Source organism: Bacillus sp. AFS015802 (assembly GCF_002561455.1).
Classification (GTDB): Bacteria; Bacillota; Bacilli; order Bacillales; family Bacillaceae_B; genus Rossellomorea.
This window is the reverse complement of record NZ_NTUP01000020.1, coordinates 36780-53862: the sequence shown is the minus strand read 5'-3', so window position 1 is coordinate 53862 and position 17083 is coordinate 36780. Positions and strand designations below refer to the sequence as shown.

Sequence of the window (17083 nt, the reverse complement as noted above, 5' to 3'; positions counted from 1 at the left end):
GAGTGTTAGCGATGTTTTTTTGGGCCTTTACGATAGGCGGTATCATCTGTGTAATCGGACAATTACTGTTTGATGTGGCGAAATTAACACCGGCCCACACCTTAAGCCTGCTGGTTGTTTCAGGCGCCGTCCTTTCCGGGTTCGGCTTATACGAGCCTCTCATCGACTTTGCGGGTGCCGGAGCGACCATACCCATTACAAGCTTTGGGAACGCACTAGTAAACGGAGCCATGCAGGAAGCGGGCGAACATGGATTGGTCGGGGTGCTGACGGGTATGTTCGAAGTGACAAGCTCCGGAATCTCTTCTGCTATCATATTCGGCTTTATTGGAGCGCTGCTCTTTAAACCAAAGGGATGATAGAGGTGAAAATAGATGCCTGAATACTTACAGGTGGCACTCAGAAGTATATTTATCCTGCTTTCCCTGTTTGCCATCACCAAATTATTAGGGAAGAAACAGCTGTCGAAATTATCTTTTTTCGAATATATCACCGGAATCACGGTGGGAAGCATTGCGGGAACTCTATCAATGGACTTGAACTTACCCCTAAGTGAAGGGCTGATGAGTATTTTATTATGGTTTGCGTTTCCCCTGTTGTTTTCATTCTTATCACTGAAGAGTATACGCTTTAGAAGATTTGCAGAAGGAAAGCCGACGGTCTTCATCAAGAATGGAGATATTGATGAAAAAGCATTGAAAAAAGAAAAATATTCCGTTGATGAACTGTTGGAACAATTGCGTAAAAAGGATGTGTTCCGTGCAGCCGATGTAGAATTCGCATCACTGGACACCAATGGGGACCTTAGTGTCATGCTGAAAAAAGAAAAACAACCGCTTGTTCGGGAAGATGTATTTGATCTATTACAAAAGTCTTCCCCTCCACAGGCCGTCATAACAGATGGGAAAGTTGATCAAAAAGCCCTGTCGGAAGTAGGTTTTCCCCTCCCGTGGTTAGTTAAAGAACTGTCGAAAAGGAAACTGAAGGTGGATTCCATTTTTCTTGCTCAATTAGATTCTGAAGGAAACTTGACCTTCGACCTGTATGATTGGACAAACACACAATAAATTATCCAAAAGCCCATACATTCTCCTCTCTTTCTACATATGTTATAAGAGACTAGAGGTAAAAGAGAGGTGATACTAAAATGCCTTATGGATATGGTTACGGTGGATGTGGTTATGGATACGGAGGCGGTTACGGCTCAACTTTCGTATTGATCGTTGTGCTTTTCATTCTCTTGATTATCGTTGGAGCAAGCTTCTGTTAGAAAGGGGTACAAAAGGCAGAATCCTATATTGGAGGGATTTTGTCTTTTTGTTTTGTACGGAAATGAGGGCATAAATAAATTTCATATTCAATTCACGCTCCCGGGTTTTTTACATAAGATGCTTATAGTTAAAAGGAGGCGTGATGAACATGAATAATAACTTTTTTAAGAATTTAGAGAAGAAGACAGGCGTTAACATGAACGAAGTGTTGGAGCTTGCAAACTCCTTACAAAATGCGAACTTTAAAGATGAAGCAACGGTCAGGAGCGTCATCAAACGTGTATCTAAAATTGCCAAAAAACCTGTAAACAAGGAAATGGAAGACAAAATTGTCCAATCGATCGTGAACGACGGAAAGCAATTGGACTTCAGTACAATTTCCAATATGTTAAACAAGGGAAAGAAATAAAAGAATTTTACAAAATTAAGGAGAATGGACATAAAGAAGCGTGGAGACACGTATTTTATGTTAATTCTTCTTTCTTTTTGAAGGAAACTGGAGAGTGTCAGGAAGATAAGCATCCAAACGTTTTTCAAAATCCAATCTGGGGTAAATAATACCAAGGAGGTAATAAAAATGGGATATATTGCGCCAATTCCTCACTATCAATATAAACAATATCAGGAAAGAGAATTAAAGGTTGATAAACACCCTTTCAGCTTTTTTCCCATCCAACCCATTAAACCACTGAAAAATAAAGCAAAAACCCATCCCGAAGAAACAGAATCAACAGATGGATCTCATCATTTCAAACAAAGGACAACTTCATATAAAACAACTGGCAAACCATCCATCCCATCCACATTATTAGCACAGCTAACAGGAAAAGGAAAACACTTCAACGAATATGTTTAGTGAATATATTCATTGGAGGTATTGACTTGAAATTTCAGAAATTTACAGAACATTGCTTTGCATTTACCGGTGCCGTGACGATTGGTTATTGTGTGAAAGAAGGCAAAGGACTTTTGATCGATAGCGGATTGGACGATTCGGCTGTGAAGAAGGTAGTCAGGATGTTGGAGGGGGAAGGACTACCCCTTGATTATTGCGTAATCACCCATGCACACGCCGATCATTTTGGCGGTGCCCACTATCTTAAAAAAAAGTACGATATTTCATTATTCGCCCCTAAATTGGAAAAAGCAATCATTGAGAATTCCATTTTGGAACCCATTTATTTGTTCAATGGGGCAGTTCCTATAAAGGAATTACGAAATAAATTCCTTGAAGGACCGGCAGTGGAGGTGGATGGCGAGCTTTCTACAGGAGAAAACAGCATAGGTCCATTCATCTTTGACGCAATTGATTTACCTGGTCATTCCCATGGTCAGGTGGGTCTCCTGATTGAAGACATTCTTTATGCTGCAGACAGTTATTTTGGTCGTGAGACGTTGAAGAAGCATGTGATCCCCTTTATCATAGATGCAGATCAAACCCTGGAATCATTAGAAAAACTCCTTCACATTCCATGTAAAGGAGCAATCCCGGGGCATGGTAGTTTCGAAGAAGACATCACACCAACGGTGAAGGAAAACATTGAACTTCACGAAGGAAGAATGGACTCCCTGTTAGCGGTGGTCAATGAATGCCCCAATGGACAGACACTTGATCTCATCATGAAAAAATATTTGGATCTACATACCATCACCGTATTGAATGTGGGGCAGTGGCTGCTGTTCAGGGCGTCGGTTACAGCATACCTTACCAGTCTCGAACGGAAGAAACTCCTGTCGTTTTTGATTCAGGATAATGAACTCATCATAAAGCCCCATTAATATCCTTGAACCAACAAGGTTTTCCCATCTTCCCATTCGGCGTATAGGACGTCCCGTGCGGAGTGGAAGCCTTGTTTTTTTATTTCATTCAGCAACCAAGTGTCTTCCTGTCCGGCAAGGATTAAATTATCATGGACGATTTCGCCATCGACGATCAATGAAAGAGGGAGGGTGGCGGCCTTGATTGGTAATTGAAGATCCTGCCGCTGTACCATATCATAAAGGGGCTTGCGAATGACGCTCAACGTGCCGTCTGATTCCAAAAGGGCATATTCACATTCTCTTACGGAAAAAACATCTTTTGCCCGAAGTAAATGCTGTAGTTGATTCAAATCCAGATGATTCTTTCTTAGTTCGCTAAAATTTATCTGCCCTTTATTAATGATTAACGATGGAGTTCCCTCGAGCATATGGCGAAACCGCCTTGATTTTTGAGTGAAGAATTCAGTGATGAAGATCAAACTTCCCCAAATTGAAATGGCAGAGAGAATTTGAAGCACGGTTGTTTTTCCGTCATATAGGGAGTTACCCACAAGCTCACCGAGAATTAAAGCAGATATGAAATCAAAGGCTGAAATTTGGGTGATTTGTGTTTTTCCAAGGATTTTAGTCAGGATGAGCAAAGCGAAATATCCAACGATCAACTCGATGGCAATGGACTTGATTTCCATGGTGTTCCCCCTTTCCATACACTTCACCATTATCGACGAGTTGAGATCTGAATATACGAATGGATGAAACAAAAAAGAACAGGTAATCTAGTCCTGAAACTAGATAGCCTGTTCTTTTTTAGATAGTCTTTTTCATTGTTTTATGAGGGATGCCGGCATCCAGGAATTCATCGGATGTAACCTCATACCCTAACCCTTCATAAAAAGGGATGGCATATGTTTGAGCATTTAACTTCAATTGTGATAAGGGCTGCTGCTTCGCGTATTCTTCAATGGCGAGCATCAGTTCACGTCCAGCCCCTTTTCCCCTGATGGATTTAAGGACGCAGATCCTTTCCACTTTCCCTGCTCCATCGAGAATGCGAAAACGCCCGGCTCCGACCGCATCATTTTGGTCGTATAGCACAAAATGGGTGGAGTCGTTTTCATGTTCATCGATTTCTTCTTCAAGTGGGACCTTTTGTTCTTCTACAAAAACCGTCTTCCGGATGTTGAATACTTCCTGGAGCTGATCTTCCGTCTTAGCAATGATGACTTTCAACGTTTATTCTTCCTTTCCTAATCGGAATGTTTCGTAAACGGTCCAGGAACCATTCTCTAACTGATACAGCAAGTGGAAACGGTCGATTGTTTCCTCATGATCGATACCGAGCATGCTCAGTGATCCGAAAATATCCGAATGTTCATCATTCGATAGCTTCTGGGCGATCGTGATGTGAGGAACGAAAGCGAATTCCGGTTCGTCACCCATGAAGTTTTGGTTATGCATGTCATCGTGCAGTCCCTGCAGTTCAGGCTTAGACTCGACCTTGAAATAAATCACATTGTTTACTGGTTGAAAGGAACTTACTTTGTACACTTTTAAATTGAATGGATCGTATTTTTTTGAAATGGCAGAAAGTTTTCCCGCGATATCTTTAATTTGATCATCATCTGCACTAAAGACGTTTTTTAGAGTCAAATGTGGCGGGACCAATGCATAATGAGGATCATAGCGTTTCCTATAAGAGTTCGCGATATCTTGAAGCTTTTTCGATGGGAAAATGACTATACCATAATTCATTTTCTTCAATCCTCCTCTATTTAACTATCTTTGTAATATGTATAGTATAGCAAATTTTTCAAAAATTTAATATAGGGCGAACGAAAGAGGAATGGGGTGTTCCTGGAGCTCTCATACATATATTGACTTAAGCGACAAGGAGGGCCCTTGTCGCTTAAATTCAGCTGAACATCATTTTTAATGCGCGCTTTAAATCAGGCTGCCAATGTTTCCATGTGTGGTCCCCTTCAAATTCATCGTAGAAGGAAGAAAATCCTTTTTGATCGAATGTTTCGTGGAGCTGTCGGTTTGGTTGTAAGAAGTCCTTTACTTTTCCGTCTGTCGTTTTCACTTCGGTTTCCTGCTGGCCAATAATATGGTAAATGCTCAACAGGTGAGGTTGTGTGAAGTCATCCACTGCATCCAACACTTTCTCATTGACGAAAGGAGATTGAAGGAGAACCTTGCCAAATGTGTTCGGGTATTTCAATGCGGTCATCAAAGATACCGTTGCACCTAGTGAATCCCCAACAAGGGCTCGTCCCATCCCCATATGATAAGTCGGGTAATGCTCATCTAAATATGGGACCAATTCATGTGCCAAAAAGCGGATGTATGCATCATTTTCCTCACCATGGGGGTGATACTTCCTTCTTCGATCATCCACGTCCTTGTATGGGACCCCTACAATGATCATATTCTCAATTTCCCTGTTGGAAAGCAATTCATCCGCGAGCCGCGGGATCCTTCCGAGCTGGAAGTAATCTTTCCCATCTTGTGCGATGAGCAGGGAATATTTATAAAGTGGAGAATAGGTTGCCGGTAAATAAACGAGCATCTTCATCTCTTCATTCAGCTCGTTACTAAAGAGGTTTAATTCGGTTACGGTTCCTCTTGCAGTTGTCATGACGATAGCCTCCTGTAATCAGTGTTAACGTTTACAGAAAGATTGTATCATAATCTCATTCATAATTCCCAAAAACGGATTGCAATACGAAAATTCAAAAGAGTGATATAATTTTTAATAGAGAACGGAATGCAAGAGAAAGGGGAATGAGTATGAATAAACCTGTTCACTCAAAAGATGTCACAAAGGCTGCTTTACAGAGGCTTAAAGATCGTGGGGTATCCATAGAGGATATAGCCGAAATCGTTTATGAAATGCAATACCCATATAATCATGAGCTGCATATGGAAGATTGTATCGATAGCGTGAAGAAAGTTCTTTTAAAAAGGGAGATTCAGCATGCGATTCTGGTCGGAGTCGAATTGGATCAGCTTGCTGAACAGAAGAAGCTGTCAGAACCACTTCAATCAATCGTGGAAACAGATGAAGGTCTGTTTGGAGTCGATGAGACCATCGCACTTGGGGCTGCTCTTGGATATGGAAGTATTGCCGTGACCACCTTTGGTCATCTTGACAAAAATAAGATCGGGATCATCCGTGAATTGGATACAAAAAACGGAAAGGGTGTCCATACTTTTCTGGATGATATCGTTGCAAGCATAGCTGCCAATGCTTCTTCAAGGATTGCCCATAGTTTGAGAGACCGTGAAGAGAATATTTCAGAAGAAGATAAGTTGAAGTTCGAGGATGAGGAATTAATCGGCTAAATGGAACCTGCTATATAACAGAGGGACTGAAGAATGTATATTCATCTTCAGTCTTTGTTATGTGGACAGATATGCGTAGCAGATGAAATAAAACTATATTCGTTGTAAACGCTTTATACATTTCCTATTCATTCGTACGGTCTGTATAGACAAAAGGATGGCTTAATAGTGGAGTTTTTTCGTAAGGATACAATATAAAGAGGTTTTTTATGAAAAATGTTAAAAGTTTATGTATTTGATTTGACAAGATTGTTACAGGCTGTGTTACAATTATTTCGTTAACGTATAAAATTTAATAGGGGGAATTAGAATATGAAAAAACGCAGTTTATTTCTAAGCACTGCACTACTTCTAGTTCTATCTGTCATTCTTGCTGCATGCGGCGGCGGATCAGGTGGAGGTTCATCATCTGATGGTGAAGGTAACAAAGAGGTTGACTTCATTGGAATTGCTACAGGTGGAACAGGGGGTACATATTACCCGTTAGGCGGAACATTCGCTAAGATCATCGAGGATGAAACCGGAATCAAGTCTTCTGCATCCACTTCAGGTGCATCTGCAGAGAATATGGCCGCTGTGAAAGACGGCAAAACTGAAATCGCTTTTACGCAAACGGACATTGCATCTTATGCGTCTGAAGGTACAGAAATGTTCAAAGATAACAAAGTAGAGAACGCAAGAGGTATTGCGACTCTTTATCCAGAAACAATCCAGATTGTAACAACGAAGGATTCAGGTATCAAATCAGTGGAAGATCTTAAAGGAAAAGTCGTTTCTGTAGGTGAAGCTGGTTCCGGTACATTGCTGAATGCCACTCAGATCCTTGAGGTTCATGGTATTAAGCTGGAAGATTTAGAAGCTCGTAATCTATCATTCGATGATTCAACGACAGGGATCCAGGATGGTACAATCGATGCGGCATTCATCACATCGGGTACTCCAACTGGAGCGGTCGAAGGTCTGGCTGCGACAGAAGATATCGCAATCGTGCCTGTAGAGTCAGATAAAGTCAGCGAATTGATCGAGAAGTATCCATACTACTCAGAGGATGAGATTCCTGCAGGGACATACAGTAAGGTGGATGATGCAGTATCAACGGTTGCCGTTCGTGCCATGCTGGTGACGAACGCTGACATTTCTGAAGATGTCATCTATGATGTAACAAAAGCCATTTTTGAAAACACGGATAAAATCACCCACGCAAAAGGCAAGCTGATCAAAGCTGAAGACGGCCTTAAAGGCATGGGAATCGAATTACATCCTGGTGCAAAGAAATACTTCGATGAAAAAGGAATTTCAATGGAATAGGTTCACACCAGGTGATGAACGAAGGGATAGGCCGCTTACGGTCTATTCTTTTGTTTTGATTCAGCTAAAAGCCTAACAATGGAATGGTGGGGAATTCTTTATGAGGAAATACACATCTCTGGGAGCGATTCTCCTGATTCTATGTATCGGATTCATCCTTTTAATACCCTTACAAACCTTTTTGGTCATAGAACCGAGAAGTACAACAGGGGACTCTGTCCTTTTCAGCCTCCCCGACAATCATTCGTTTTCGGTTCGATATACTCACTCTATCCATCTATCGGAAGTAGAAGAGTTTTATGAGTCGACATTATCAAATCAAATTCATCAAACCAAATTGCTTTATGAAGATACTGCCATTGGAATGCCGGCCAATGCAGAAGGAAATGAAATCTTTGAAGTGACGAAGGACGGCAAATATTTAATTTCGAATATGGAAAAAGTGTTTCCTTACATTGATATCAGAATTGGCCAAGTCGTCGCGAATCACCGTCTCGTGCTTGAGGGGAAAGAGTACCCTTTAGCCGACTATTTCGTCAAAGGGTCTGTCGTTCGGGTTCAATTGAAGAAACAATCACTTTACGATCAGTGGAAAGGAGTGACTGTAGTTGGAAAAAGATAAAGAGTTTGAGTCTTTGACTGCAGAGCAACAACAGGAGTTACTTGAAAAATACGATCCGGAATCTTCCACGAGGAAATTCCACCATGGAACGTTCAAATGGATTATATTCTTCGGGTTATTGGCATTTTCATTATTTCAATTAGTAGCATCCATTTTTCAATTCATCCCAAGGCAATTGCTTTTGTCTATTCACTTAGGGTTCGCCCTTTCATTAGTGTTTCTTTTATTTCCTGCCCGAAAGAAGTATCTGAAGAAAGACAAGATTGCCTGGTATGATATTGTTCTTTCAGCCATTTCTGTAGGGATAGGTGCTTATTGGCCGATCATGCAGGATGATATCGTCAGCAGGGTCGGATTGATGACACAGCTGGACTTTTATGTCGGTTTCGCTGCTATGATCCTTGTATTGGAAGCTACCCGTCGTGCGGTCGGGTTACCGATCACGATCATTGCTTCTGCTTTCATCCTGTATATGTATTACGGCAGGCTGATGCCTGGATTCCTTGCACATAGAGGATATGACTGGGACGATATCGTGAAAACGATGTTCTTTACTAGTGAAGGGATCCTTGGTACTCCGCTATACGTATCAGCCACCTTCATCTTCCTGTTCCTGTTGTTCGGGGCATTTCTGGTGAAAACCGGAGTCGGACAATATTTTAATGATTTGGCTGTATCGATAGCCGGAAAGCGTGTCGGTGGACCCGCGAAGGTTGCGATCTTCTCCAGTGCCCTGCAAGGAACGATCAGTGGCAGCTCGGTTGCGAACGTCGTAACATCGGGTTCCTTCACCATCCCTATGATGAAGAAGCTTGGGTACCGTAAAGAGTTTGCAGGAGGGGTAGAGGCGGCTGCATCGACAGGTGGCCAGCTGATGCCGCCGATCATGGGAGCTGCCGCTTTCCTGATGGTCGAGTTCATTGGAGGAATTTCCTATTGGGATATCGCGAAAGCTGCCTCGATTCCTGCCGTTCTTTATTTTACCGGGATTTGGATCATGACTCACTTTGAGGCGAAGCGAATAGGGCTCCGCGGGTTATCGGATGAGGAAATGCCAAACCGTAAAGAAGTATTCAAAAAGATTTACCTTCTGCTTCCGATCCTTGCCGTCATCATTTTGTTGGTTAGCGGAATGAGTGTTATGCGTGCTGCCCTTTGGTCGATTGTCATTACAATTGCAGTCAGTGCGATCAGAAAAGATACAAGAATCGGTTTCAAGGATGCTGTAGATGCCCTTGTTGATGGTGCCAGAACTGCCTTGTCTGTAGCTGTGGCGACAGCGGCAGCCGGTATGATCGTCGGCGTTGTGACGAAAACGGGGTTGGGACTGACCCTTGCAAATGGACTGGTAGACTTAGCAGCTGATCTGACCAATTCGTCAGAAGGCAAGCTGATCCTTACATTGGTGTTCACGATGATTGCGTCGATTGTACTCGGCATGGGTTCTCCGACAACGGCGAACTATGTCATTACATCGACGATCGCTGCTCCAGCGATCATATTATTAGGGGCACCTGAGTTAGCGGCTCACTTATTCGTGTTTTACTTCGGGATCATTGCCGATATCACGCCTCCTGTGGCACTGGCTGCATTTGCCGCTGCCGGGGTGTCGGGAGGAGAGCCGATACGGACAGGGGTCAATTCCGCTAAACTGGCCATTGCCGCCTTCATCATACCTTATATGTTCGTACTCTCGCCTGAACTGTTAATGATCGATACAACGATTCCAAGATTACTTTGGGTCGTCTTTACGGCCATTACAGGGATGATGGCGATCGGTGCCGGTATGATTGGTTATTGGTACAGAAGAGTATTCGTCATCGAACGTTTCCTTTGTGTAGCAGCCGGGTTATTACTGATCTATCCGGAAGGGATGTCAGATATCCTTGGCCTGGTATTATTTGGAGTCATGCTGGCTCTGCAATTCTTTATTAAAAGAGAAGACAAAACACCAACAAGAGTAACGGCGTAAGAAAGAGAGGCTGAATCCATTCAGGGGTTCAGCCTCTTATTTGTAAAAGCAAATCGTTCGATTAGAATGAGGAAGGAGAGGAGAAGCAGCTAATATATCGTGGATCCTGAACCTGCGGATATCTTTTCTGAAAAAGCAGTAGGCCGTGATATAGTTCTTTTCAACTTTTTTCACCAATATCCTTCTTTTCGTACATTGGAGATCAGAAGTCATATAGATGATTTCGATGGGACATCGATCCATCAGTGAACGCTTTAATAACCTCATCATTTCGTGGCCCCCTAACGTGAATGTACTGACAGTATATACGAACGAATGTTCCTTTATACATGACAGCAATCAAAAAGGGGAGAATTATTTAGTAGAAAACCATTGACAATATTTTAATCATGAATATAATAGAATATATACTCCTCATCACGACTTGTTAGCTCAGTGGGAGAGCACTTCCTTGACAGGGAAGGGGTCGTGGGTTCGAATCCCTCACAGGTCATACATAGAAAGAAGCCTGCATCTTAAATGATGCAGGCTTCTTTTATCGTGTATGAACACCCTCAGCTTTTTTGATTGAATGAAAATGAAAAAGGACTCTGCTGAATGCGGGTAAGAGTCCTTGTCAAAATCATATTTAAAAGAATGATGGCTTTTTTAGTTTACTTCCAGTTCTTCTTCAAAATAAAATGTGCCTGGATGTTCTTTTACGATATAAGAATATCTCTTCATGTTTTTAACGTATTGCCATTTTAAAATTGTCACTGTTTCTCCCGTTTCCTTGATCGTCACCATAGAACCATTACTGAAGCGATTTTTTGTGGATTTCATTGGGCACTCCCTTTCATATTTAATCATTATACCACAGTTTTCCCTCTAATTTAGACTCCCATGAGTGATTATCAATATAAAGCGATTACAATTCGTCGTATGGAGCACATGGTCGTAAATGGTCATGGATTTTTTTCTGTAGATTAGTGAAATCAAAGGAAAAGATGAATGTAGTAAAATCAGGTAAGAGGTCTGACTTTCAAAAGTTCGTCTTCAAGAACTTGCTTATTTGATTCATTACTGTTATTCTATAGAAGAATTATTTTTGTCCGGTATACGAGGGAAGAACAAGATTTGGTTTTCACCTGATATCGCAAGAATAGTAATACATTGTGCGTCATGCACTTTAGGAGGCAACAAACATGGAAAATGGTAAAGTAAAATGGTTTAACGCAGAAAAAGGTTTCGGATTCATCGAAGTAGAAGGTGGAGACGACGTATTCGTACACTTCTCAGCGATTCAAGGTGAAGGTTTCAAATCTCTTGACGAAGGTCAAGAAGTATCTTTCGACGTTGAACAAGGTGCTCGTGGACCACAAGCAGCTAACGTACGTAAAGCATAATCTAACTTTACAACTTCAAAAACAGACTCATTCGTGAGTCTGTTTTTTTTTATGGGGATTTTTAAGATCATGACTCCTCCTCCTACCATAAAACAAGCCTATTGAAACGATGCACGTCATTTCCAATAGGCTCATCTTTACACCACTATTTCTTACCTAAATCTCTTTTCGTCATTTCACTGCGGATACTGACATCCTTTGAGAATTCAGTATCGCTTTTTTTGTTGTTTGGATATTTATTTTTCCGTTCTCTGTTATCATTTTTATTGGTCATCATGGTTCCTCCTGGATGTGAATTGGTGATACAACATTAGTTTTTACTCTATGTATGCCTGTATTCCTGGTAAGTAAGGGTAATGGCTATAATAGACGGAATATTTAAAACATTATATCTTTTTTCTGAATGGGGAGCTAAAATGTAAGTATAAGCATTTAGAGTGGAGGGGTCATGGGATGGAAATAAAAGATTCAGTTGCCGTCATTACTGGCGGCGCTTCCGGACTGGGTGAAGCGACAGCAAGAAAAATCATGGAAGAAGGGGGGAAGGTATATATTCTGGACCTCGATGGTGAGGGAAGCTCCACTTTAAAGAAAGAATATGGGGACTCCATGGATTTTTATGAAACGGATGTAACAAAGGAAGAGAACGTCAAAGATGCCCTTGATAGAGCGGTAGAAGCTTTTGGCGGGATTAATACGGTTGTGAATTGTGCAGGTATCGCACCGCCTGGAAAAGTATTGGGAAGGAAAGGAATCCACTCACTACAGCAATTTTCCAAAGTGATTGAGATCAATTTGATCGGTACCTTCAATGTCATCCGTCTGGCTGCAGAGAAAATGATTGGGAATATACCGAATGTGCACGGAGAAAAAGGTGTGATTGTGAATACAGCGTCTGTTGCGGCCTTTGACGGCCAAATCGGCCAGGCTGCCTACAGTGCTTCAAAGGGCGGGGTTGTAGGCATGACACTGCCGATTGCCAGAGAGCTTGCACGGGATGGAATCAGGGTCATGACGATTGCTCCGGGCTTATTTCACACCCCCATGTTTGACACGCTTCCAGAAGAGGCAAGGCAGTCCCTGGGGAGTACGGTTCCTTTTCCAAAAAGACTCGGTTATCCATCTGAATATGCTTATTTAGTGAAAAGTATACTCGAAAATCCGATGCTGAACGGGGAGACCATTCGGCTCGACGGCGCAATCAGGATGCAGCCTAAATAATGTGTGAGGTCGAAGTGAATGCAGGTTCATTCATTTAAAAATAAAAACGCTTTATTCTTGACCACACATCAGAAATGAGGGATACAGAAATGAATCATCCTTACTTAACGGAAGATCACCGCATGTTTCAACAGGCACTCCGGAAATTTTTAAAAAAAGAGGCGTATCCATTTTATGAAGAGTGGGAGAAAAACCGGCTGGTTCCCCGATCATTCTGGACGAAGATGGGGGAACAGGGATTTCTCTGTCCCGATCTCGATGAAAAGTATGGGGGAAGCGGTGTCGATTGGGGCTTCTCGGTCATTATCAATGAAGAATTGGAACGGGTTGGATCAGGCTTGATTGGAATAGGGCTCCACAATGATATTGTCGTCCCCTATATATCCGGATATGGGACTGTTGAACAGAAAAAGAGATGGCTGCCCCTATGCGCAAGTGGAGAAATGATTACAGCCATAGCCATGACAGAACCAGGGGCGGGTTCTGATTTAGCCGGCATCAAAACAACGGCAGTCCTTGAAGGCGACCATTATATTGTGAATGGCCAAAAGACCTTTATTACAAATGGTATCCATGCTGATTTAGTGATTGTCGCCGTCAAAACCGATCCAAAGAGTGATCCTCCCCACAAAGGTGTCAGTTTATTGGCGATTGAAAGGGATGCGGCAGGCTTTTCACGTGGTCGCAAGCTGGATAAGATCGGGTTGCACTGTCAGGATACGGCTGAACTCATCTTTGAAGATTGTAAAGTACCGAAAGAGAACCTGATCGGAGAGGAAGGCAGGGGATTTCTTTATCTCATGAACAAGCTGCAGCAGGAACGGCTGGTCGTCGCGATAGCGGCCCAGACGGCTTCTGAAGAAATGTTCTCCCTTACGATGGAATATGTGAAGAGCCGAGAAGCCTTTGGTAAGCCTGTCAGTCAATTTCAAAATACCCGATTCAAAATGGCGGAAATGGCCACTGATATCGAAATGGGAAAAGCGTTTCTGGATGGGTTGATCAGAGAGCATATGGACGGGCTGGATGTTGTCACGAAGGTTTCCATGGCAAAATACAAGCTGACGGAAATGGCACGGAATATCGCTACGCAATGCATGCAGCTCCATGGCGGGTATGGCTATATGGAAGAGTATCAGATCGCAAGGAGATATCGGGATATACCAGTCGCAAGCATCTATGCCGGTACCAATGAAATCATGAAAGTAATCATAGCGAAGAATCTGGGATTATAGAAAGGGAGAGTGGGATGAGAGAGGTCGTTATTATAGAAGGGATACGGTCTGCTGTCGGAAGGAGAAAAGGGGCCCTGGGAATGATGAGAGCGGACGATTTGGCAGGTGAAATATTAAAAGGACTGACAGGAAGGGCCGGGGTGGATCCGGGAATGATTGATGATGTCATTTTAGGATGTGTGACGCAGTCGGGTGAGCAGGCAGGGGATATTGCCAGGGTGGCTGCGTTAATCGCCGGGTTCCCGATTGAAGTTCCCGGCACAACGATTGACCGTCAATGCGGTTCCAGTCAGCAGGCCGTTCATTTTGCTTCACAAGCCATTCTTTCAGGGGACATGGAGGTCGTCATTGCAGGTGGGGTGGAGAACATGACAAGGACTCCTATCGGCTCTAATTATCAGGGAGTGGGCTTTAGTGAAAAGTTAAGGGAAAAGCACGAAATCATTCATCAGGGGTTATCGGCCGAACGGATTGCTGAAAAGTATGGGTTTACCCGTGAAGAATTGGACCGCTTTTCTTATAATAGTCATCAAAAAGCCTTAAAGGCACAAGAAGACGGACATTTTGATCGTGAAATTTATGGCGTGACAGTCAAAGGGGATGACGGAAACCCGTTTCTCTTCACCAAAGATGAAGGACCAAGAAAAGAAACGTCACTCGAGGTGCTGGGGAAATTAAAACCCGCCTTTAAGGAAGATGGGATCATTCATGCTGGGAATGCCAGTCAAATCAGTGATGGGGCAGCAGCTCTCCTTCTTATGTCGAAAGAAAAAGCAGAGGAATTAGGGTTAAAAGCCCGCTTTAAGGTTCATACCCGTGTGGTGGTTGGGTCTGATCCAACCCTCATGTTAACGGGACCGATCCCTGCAACCAGGAAAGCCCTTCAAAAAGCCGGGCTGTCTGCCCAGGATATTGACGTTTTTGAAGTCAATGAAGCGTTTGCTCCCGTGGCCCTGGCATGGTTGAAGGAAATGGAAGCAGATCCTGCCAGGTTGAATCCGAATGGAGGGGCAATCGCACTCGGGCATCCATTGGGGGCCAGTGGAGCGAGAATCATGGTCAGTATGATGCATGAGCTTGAACGTACCGGCGGCAGATACGGCCTGCAAACCATGTGTGAAGGACATGGTATGGCCAATGCCACCATCATCGAAAGATTGGATGCATAAGTAAACAAGAGGGACGGACCTTGACCAAGGTCCGTCCCTCTAAATGAATGGATAATTTTTTCAGGATTAGCAATAATAAAATCAGCCATCCTCTTTTCTTTTTCTCTACAATGATGAGTAAGGAGAAGGGATTCGTGGTAAACAGAGTGGTGTCTTTCATCCATAATTGAGTTTTCCTTGAAAATATGACAGGTATGAAAATAATTTCAATCTATTTTACCGGATGAAAAAATATTATTTCACGAAAAATCCACCACGGAAATTTATTTCGTATTATAATAACAGTGAAGAGATCTATTTATTCGTATTTGAAAGGAATGATCGTAGTGACAAAACAACAAATAGGAGTCGTCGGCGTCGGAGTGATGGGGAAGAGCCTCGCCTTGAACTTTGAGAGCAGAGGCTATTCAGTTTCTATATATGATGTATCAGATGAAAAGGTAAAAGAAGTCCTTGAAGAGCATCAAGGGAAACAATTGGCCGGTACACATGATGTGGGACAATTTGTTCAATCGTTGGAAGTCCCGCGTAAAATCTTGATCATGGTGCCTGCCGGTACGATTACAGATAAAGCCATTGATTCATTGCTTCCTCACCTTGATAAAGGTGATATTCTCATCGACGGTGGGAACACATACTTTGAAGATACGATTCGCCGCAACAAGGCCTTGGATGAAAAGGGGATCAACTTCATTGGAGCAGGGGTTTCCGGTGGGGAAGAGGGTGCATTATACGGCCCGGCAATCATGCCAAGCGGACAAAAAGAGGCTTACGACTTAGTCGAACCTTTCCTGACAGCCATTGCCGCGAAGGTAAAAGGGGATGCATGCAGTACATATATCGGTCCAGACGGATCCGGCCATTACGTGAAGATGGTCCATAACGGAATAGAATACAGTGATATGCAGCTTATTTGCGAAGCGTATTACCTGATGAAGAATGTGCTGGGATTAAGTGCAACAGAACTGCATGAAATCTTCAAAGAATGGAATGAGGGGGAACTGGACAGCTATCTGATTGAAATCACTGCGGATATCTTCACAAAGGTGGATGAGGAAACAGGAAAGCCCCTTGTGGATGTCATCTTGGATACGGCAGGACAAAAAGGTACCGGTAAATGGACGAGCATAAGCTCCCTTGAACTAGGGGTCCCACTATCGATCATCACTGAATCCGTATTTGCCCGCTTCATTTCAGCCATGAAGGAAGAGCGTGTGAAGGCAAGCAAGATCTTGAGAGGGCCGAAGAACAAAGAGTTCACTGGAGACAAACAGGAGTTCATCGAAAGTATTCGGAAGGCCTTGTACTTGAGCAAGATTTGTTCTTATGCACAGGGATTCGCGCAGCTTCAATCGGCTTCGGATGAGTACGATTGGAATCTGAAACCGGGTGAGATTTCCATGATCTTCAGAGGTGGATGCATCATACGTGCAGGTTTCCTCGAAGAAATCAAGAATGCCTATGATCGTGACCCGGGATTAACGAATTTATTATTGGATCCATACTTCAAGGAAATTGTGGAAAATTATCAGGATGAAGCAAGGGAAGTAGTGGCAACAGCCATTACATTAGGTATTCCTGTTCCTGGTCTTGCCAGTGCATTAGCCTATTATGACAGCTACCGTTCTGAGTCACTGCCGGCCAACCTGCTTCAGGCCCAAAGGGATTATTTCGGTGCTCATACGTATCAGCGCATTGACAAAGAAGGTACATTCCATACAGATTGGTTATCTAAATAAAAGAAGAAGCCCTGTGGATATCCCACAGGGCTTCTTTCATGCTCATTATAAGTCA

General features: G+C 43.0%; 22 protein-coding genes and 1 tRNA gene. 16 read left to right on the top strand and 7 right to left on the bottom strand.

Features of this window, described 5'->3' with window-relative positions; genetic code table 11:
- Positions 1-2: 2 nt before the first annotated feature.
- The 6 genes from spoVAE to CN378_RS13810 all read left to right on the top strand — a co-directional run bounded on the left by spoVAE (position 3) and on the right by CN378_RS13810 (position 3050).
- Positions 3-359, top strand: a complete 357-nt coding sequence (gene spoVAE, locus CN378_RS13835) for a stage V sporulation protein AE (RefSeq protein ID WP_098352832.1) — start codon at positions 3-5, stop codon at positions 357-359.
- Positions 360-374: 15 nt separating this feature from the next.
- The gene (locus CN378_RS13830) at positions 375-1067 is read left to right on the top strand and encodes a DUF421 domain-containing protein (RefSeq protein ID WP_098352830.1); all 693 of its coding nucleotides are present in this window, start codon (positions 375-377) and stop codon (positions 1065-1067) included.
- Positions 1068-1147: 80 nt separating this feature from the next.
- On the top strand, positions 1148-1270 hold the full coding sequence (locus tag CN378_RS13825; RefSeq protein ID WP_098352828.1) for a YjcZ family sporulation protein: 123 nt from the start codon (positions 1148-1150) through the stop codon (positions 1268-1270).
- 149 nt (positions 1271-1419) lie between these two features.
- A complete protein-coding gene (gene spoVIF / locus CN378_RS13820; RefSeq protein ID WP_098352826.1) occupies positions 1420-1680 on the top strand; it encodes a sporulation-specific transcription regulator SpoVIF in 261 nt (86 codons plus the stop codon).
- Between the two features lie 168 nt (positions 1681-1848).
- Entirely contained in the window at positions 1849-2127 is a 279-nt protein-coding gene (locus CN378_RS13815; RefSeq protein ID WP_098352824.1) for a hypothetical protein, read from the top strand.
- A gap of 26 nt (positions 2128-2153) precedes the next feature.
- Positions 2154-3050: an MBL fold metallo-hydrolase gene (locus tag CN378_RS13810; RefSeq protein ID WP_098352821.1), complete on the top strand. Its 897-nt coding sequence runs from the start codon at positions 2154-2156 to the stop codon at positions 3048-3050.
- On the opposite strand, the gene CN378_RS13805 is transcribed toward CN378_RS13810, so the two are convergent.
- From CN378_RS13805 to CN378_RS13790, 4 genes are all read right to left on the bottom strand, one after another.
- Positions 3047-3721 (bottom strand): DUF421 domain-containing protein, encoded by a 675-nt coding sequence (locus CN378_RS13805; protein ID WP_098352819.1) that lies wholly within the window; start codon positions 3719-3721, stop codon positions 3047-3049. The genes CN378_RS13810 and CN378_RS13805 overlap by 4 nt on opposite strands.
- 118 nt (positions 3722-3839) lie before the next feature.
- Entirely contained in the window at positions 3840-4262 is a 423-nt protein-coding gene (locus CN378_RS13800) for a GNAT family N-acetyltransferase (RefSeq protein ID WP_098352817.1), read from the bottom strand.
- Positions 4263-4265: 3 nt separating this feature from the next.
- Positions 4266-4784 (bottom strand): YjcG family protein, encoded by a 519-nt coding sequence (locus tag CN378_RS13795; RefSeq protein ID WP_098352815.1) that lies wholly within the window; start codon positions 4782-4784, stop codon positions 4266-4268.
- A 160-nt stretch (positions 4785-4944) separates the two neighbouring features.
- Positions 4945-5670 carry an alpha/beta hydrolase gene (locus tag CN378_RS13790; protein WP_098352813.1) on the bottom strand — a complete coding sequence of 242 codons (726 nt, stop codon included), beginning with the start codon at positions 5668-5670 and terminating at the stop codon, positions 4945-4947.
- A gap of 152 nt (positions 5671-5822) precedes the next feature.
- Between CN378_RS13790 and CN378_RS13785 the strand changes: the two genes are divergently transcribed.
- The 4 genes from CN378_RS13785 (at position 5823) to CN378_RS13770 (ending at position 10279) form a co-directional block, all read left to right on the top strand.
- Entirely contained in the window at positions 5823-6377 is a 555-nt protein-coding gene (locus CN378_RS13785; protein ID WP_098352812.1) for a phosphatidylglycerophosphatase A family protein, read from the top strand.
- Between the two features lie 312 nt (positions 6378-6689).
- Entirely contained in the window at positions 6690-7685 is a 996-nt protein-coding gene (locus CN378_RS13780) for a TAXI family TRAP transporter solute-binding subunit (RefSeq protein WP_098352810.1), read from the top strand.
- A gap of 100 nt (positions 7686-7785) precedes the next feature.
- On the top strand, positions 7786-8307 hold the full coding sequence (locus tag CN378_RS13775) for a DUF1850 domain-containing protein (RefSeq protein ID WP_098352809.1): 522 nt from the start codon (positions 7786-7788) through the stop codon (positions 8305-8307).
- Positions 8294-10279, top strand: a complete 1986-nt coding sequence (locus CN378_RS13770; RefSeq protein ID WP_098352807.1) for a TRAP transporter permease — start codon at positions 8294-8296, stop codon at positions 10277-10279. Before CN378_RS13775 ends, CN378_RS13770 begins: the two co-directional genes overlap by 14 nt.
- 36 nt (positions 10280-10315) lie before the next feature.
- Here the strand turns inward: CN378_RS13770 and CN378_RS13765 are convergent, their stop codons facing one another.
- The gene (locus CN378_RS13765) at positions 10316-10549 is read right to left on the bottom strand and encodes a WYL domain-containing protein (protein ID WP_098352805.1); all 234 of its coding nucleotides are present in this window, start codon (positions 10547-10549) and stop codon (positions 10316-10318) included.
- Between the two features lie 151 nt (positions 10550-10700).
- Here CN378_RS13765 and CN378_RS13760 point away from each other — a divergent pair.
- Positions 10701-10772: transfer RNA gene (locus tag CN378_RS13760), tRNA-Val, on the top strand.
- Between the two features lie 155 nt (positions 10773-10927).
- On the opposite strand, the gene CN378_RS22670 is transcribed toward CN378_RS13760, so the two are convergent.
- Entirely contained in the window at positions 10928-11101 is a 174-nt protein-coding gene (locus CN378_RS22670) for a hypothetical protein (protein ID WP_167562135.1), read from the bottom strand.
- 362 nt (positions 11102-11463) lie between these two features.
- On the opposite strand from CN378_RS22670, the gene CN378_RS13755 reads away from it, so the two are divergent.
- The gene (locus CN378_RS13755) at positions 11464-11664 is read left to right on the top strand and encodes a cold-shock protein (RefSeq protein ID WP_034763533.1); all 201 of its coding nucleotides are present in this window, start codon (positions 11464-11466) and stop codon (positions 11662-11664) included.
- 145 nt (positions 11665-11809) lie between these two features.
- On the opposite strand, the gene CN378_RS22975 is transcribed toward CN378_RS13755, so the two are convergent.
- A complete protein-coding gene (locus CN378_RS22975; RefSeq protein WP_257141145.1) occupies positions 11810-11938 on the bottom strand; it encodes a hypothetical protein in 129 nt (42 codons plus the stop codon).
- Between the two features lie 179 nt (positions 11939-12117).
- On the opposite strand from CN378_RS22975, the gene CN378_RS13750 reads away from it, so the two are divergent.
- The 4 genes from CN378_RS13750 (at position 12118) to gndA (ending at position 17028) form a co-directional block, all read left to right on the top strand.
- Entirely contained in the window at positions 12118-12885 is a 768-nt protein-coding gene (locus CN378_RS13750; RefSeq protein ID WP_098352803.1) for a 3-hydroxyacyl-CoA dehydrogenase, read from the top strand.
- Positions 12886-12974: 89 nt separating this feature from the next.
- On the top strand, positions 12975-14120 hold the full coding sequence (locus CN378_RS13745; RefSeq protein ID WP_098352802.1) for an acyl-CoA dehydrogenase family protein: 1146 nt from the start codon (positions 12975-12977) through the stop codon (positions 14118-14120).
- 14 nt (positions 14121-14134) lie between these two features.
- Complete coding sequence (locus CN378_RS13740; RefSeq protein WP_098352800.1) at positions 14135-15289, top strand: thiolase family protein; 1155 nt, start codon at positions 14135-14137, stop codon at positions 15287-15289.
- 326 nt (positions 15290-15615) lie between these two features.
- Positions 15616-17028: an NADP-dependent phosphogluconate dehydrogenase gene (gene gndA / locus CN378_RS13735; RefSeq protein ID WP_098353045.1), complete on the top strand. Its 1413-nt coding sequence runs from the start codon at positions 15616-15618 to the stop codon at positions 17026-17028.
- The last annotated feature ends 55 nt before the right edge of the window (positions 17029-17083 follow it).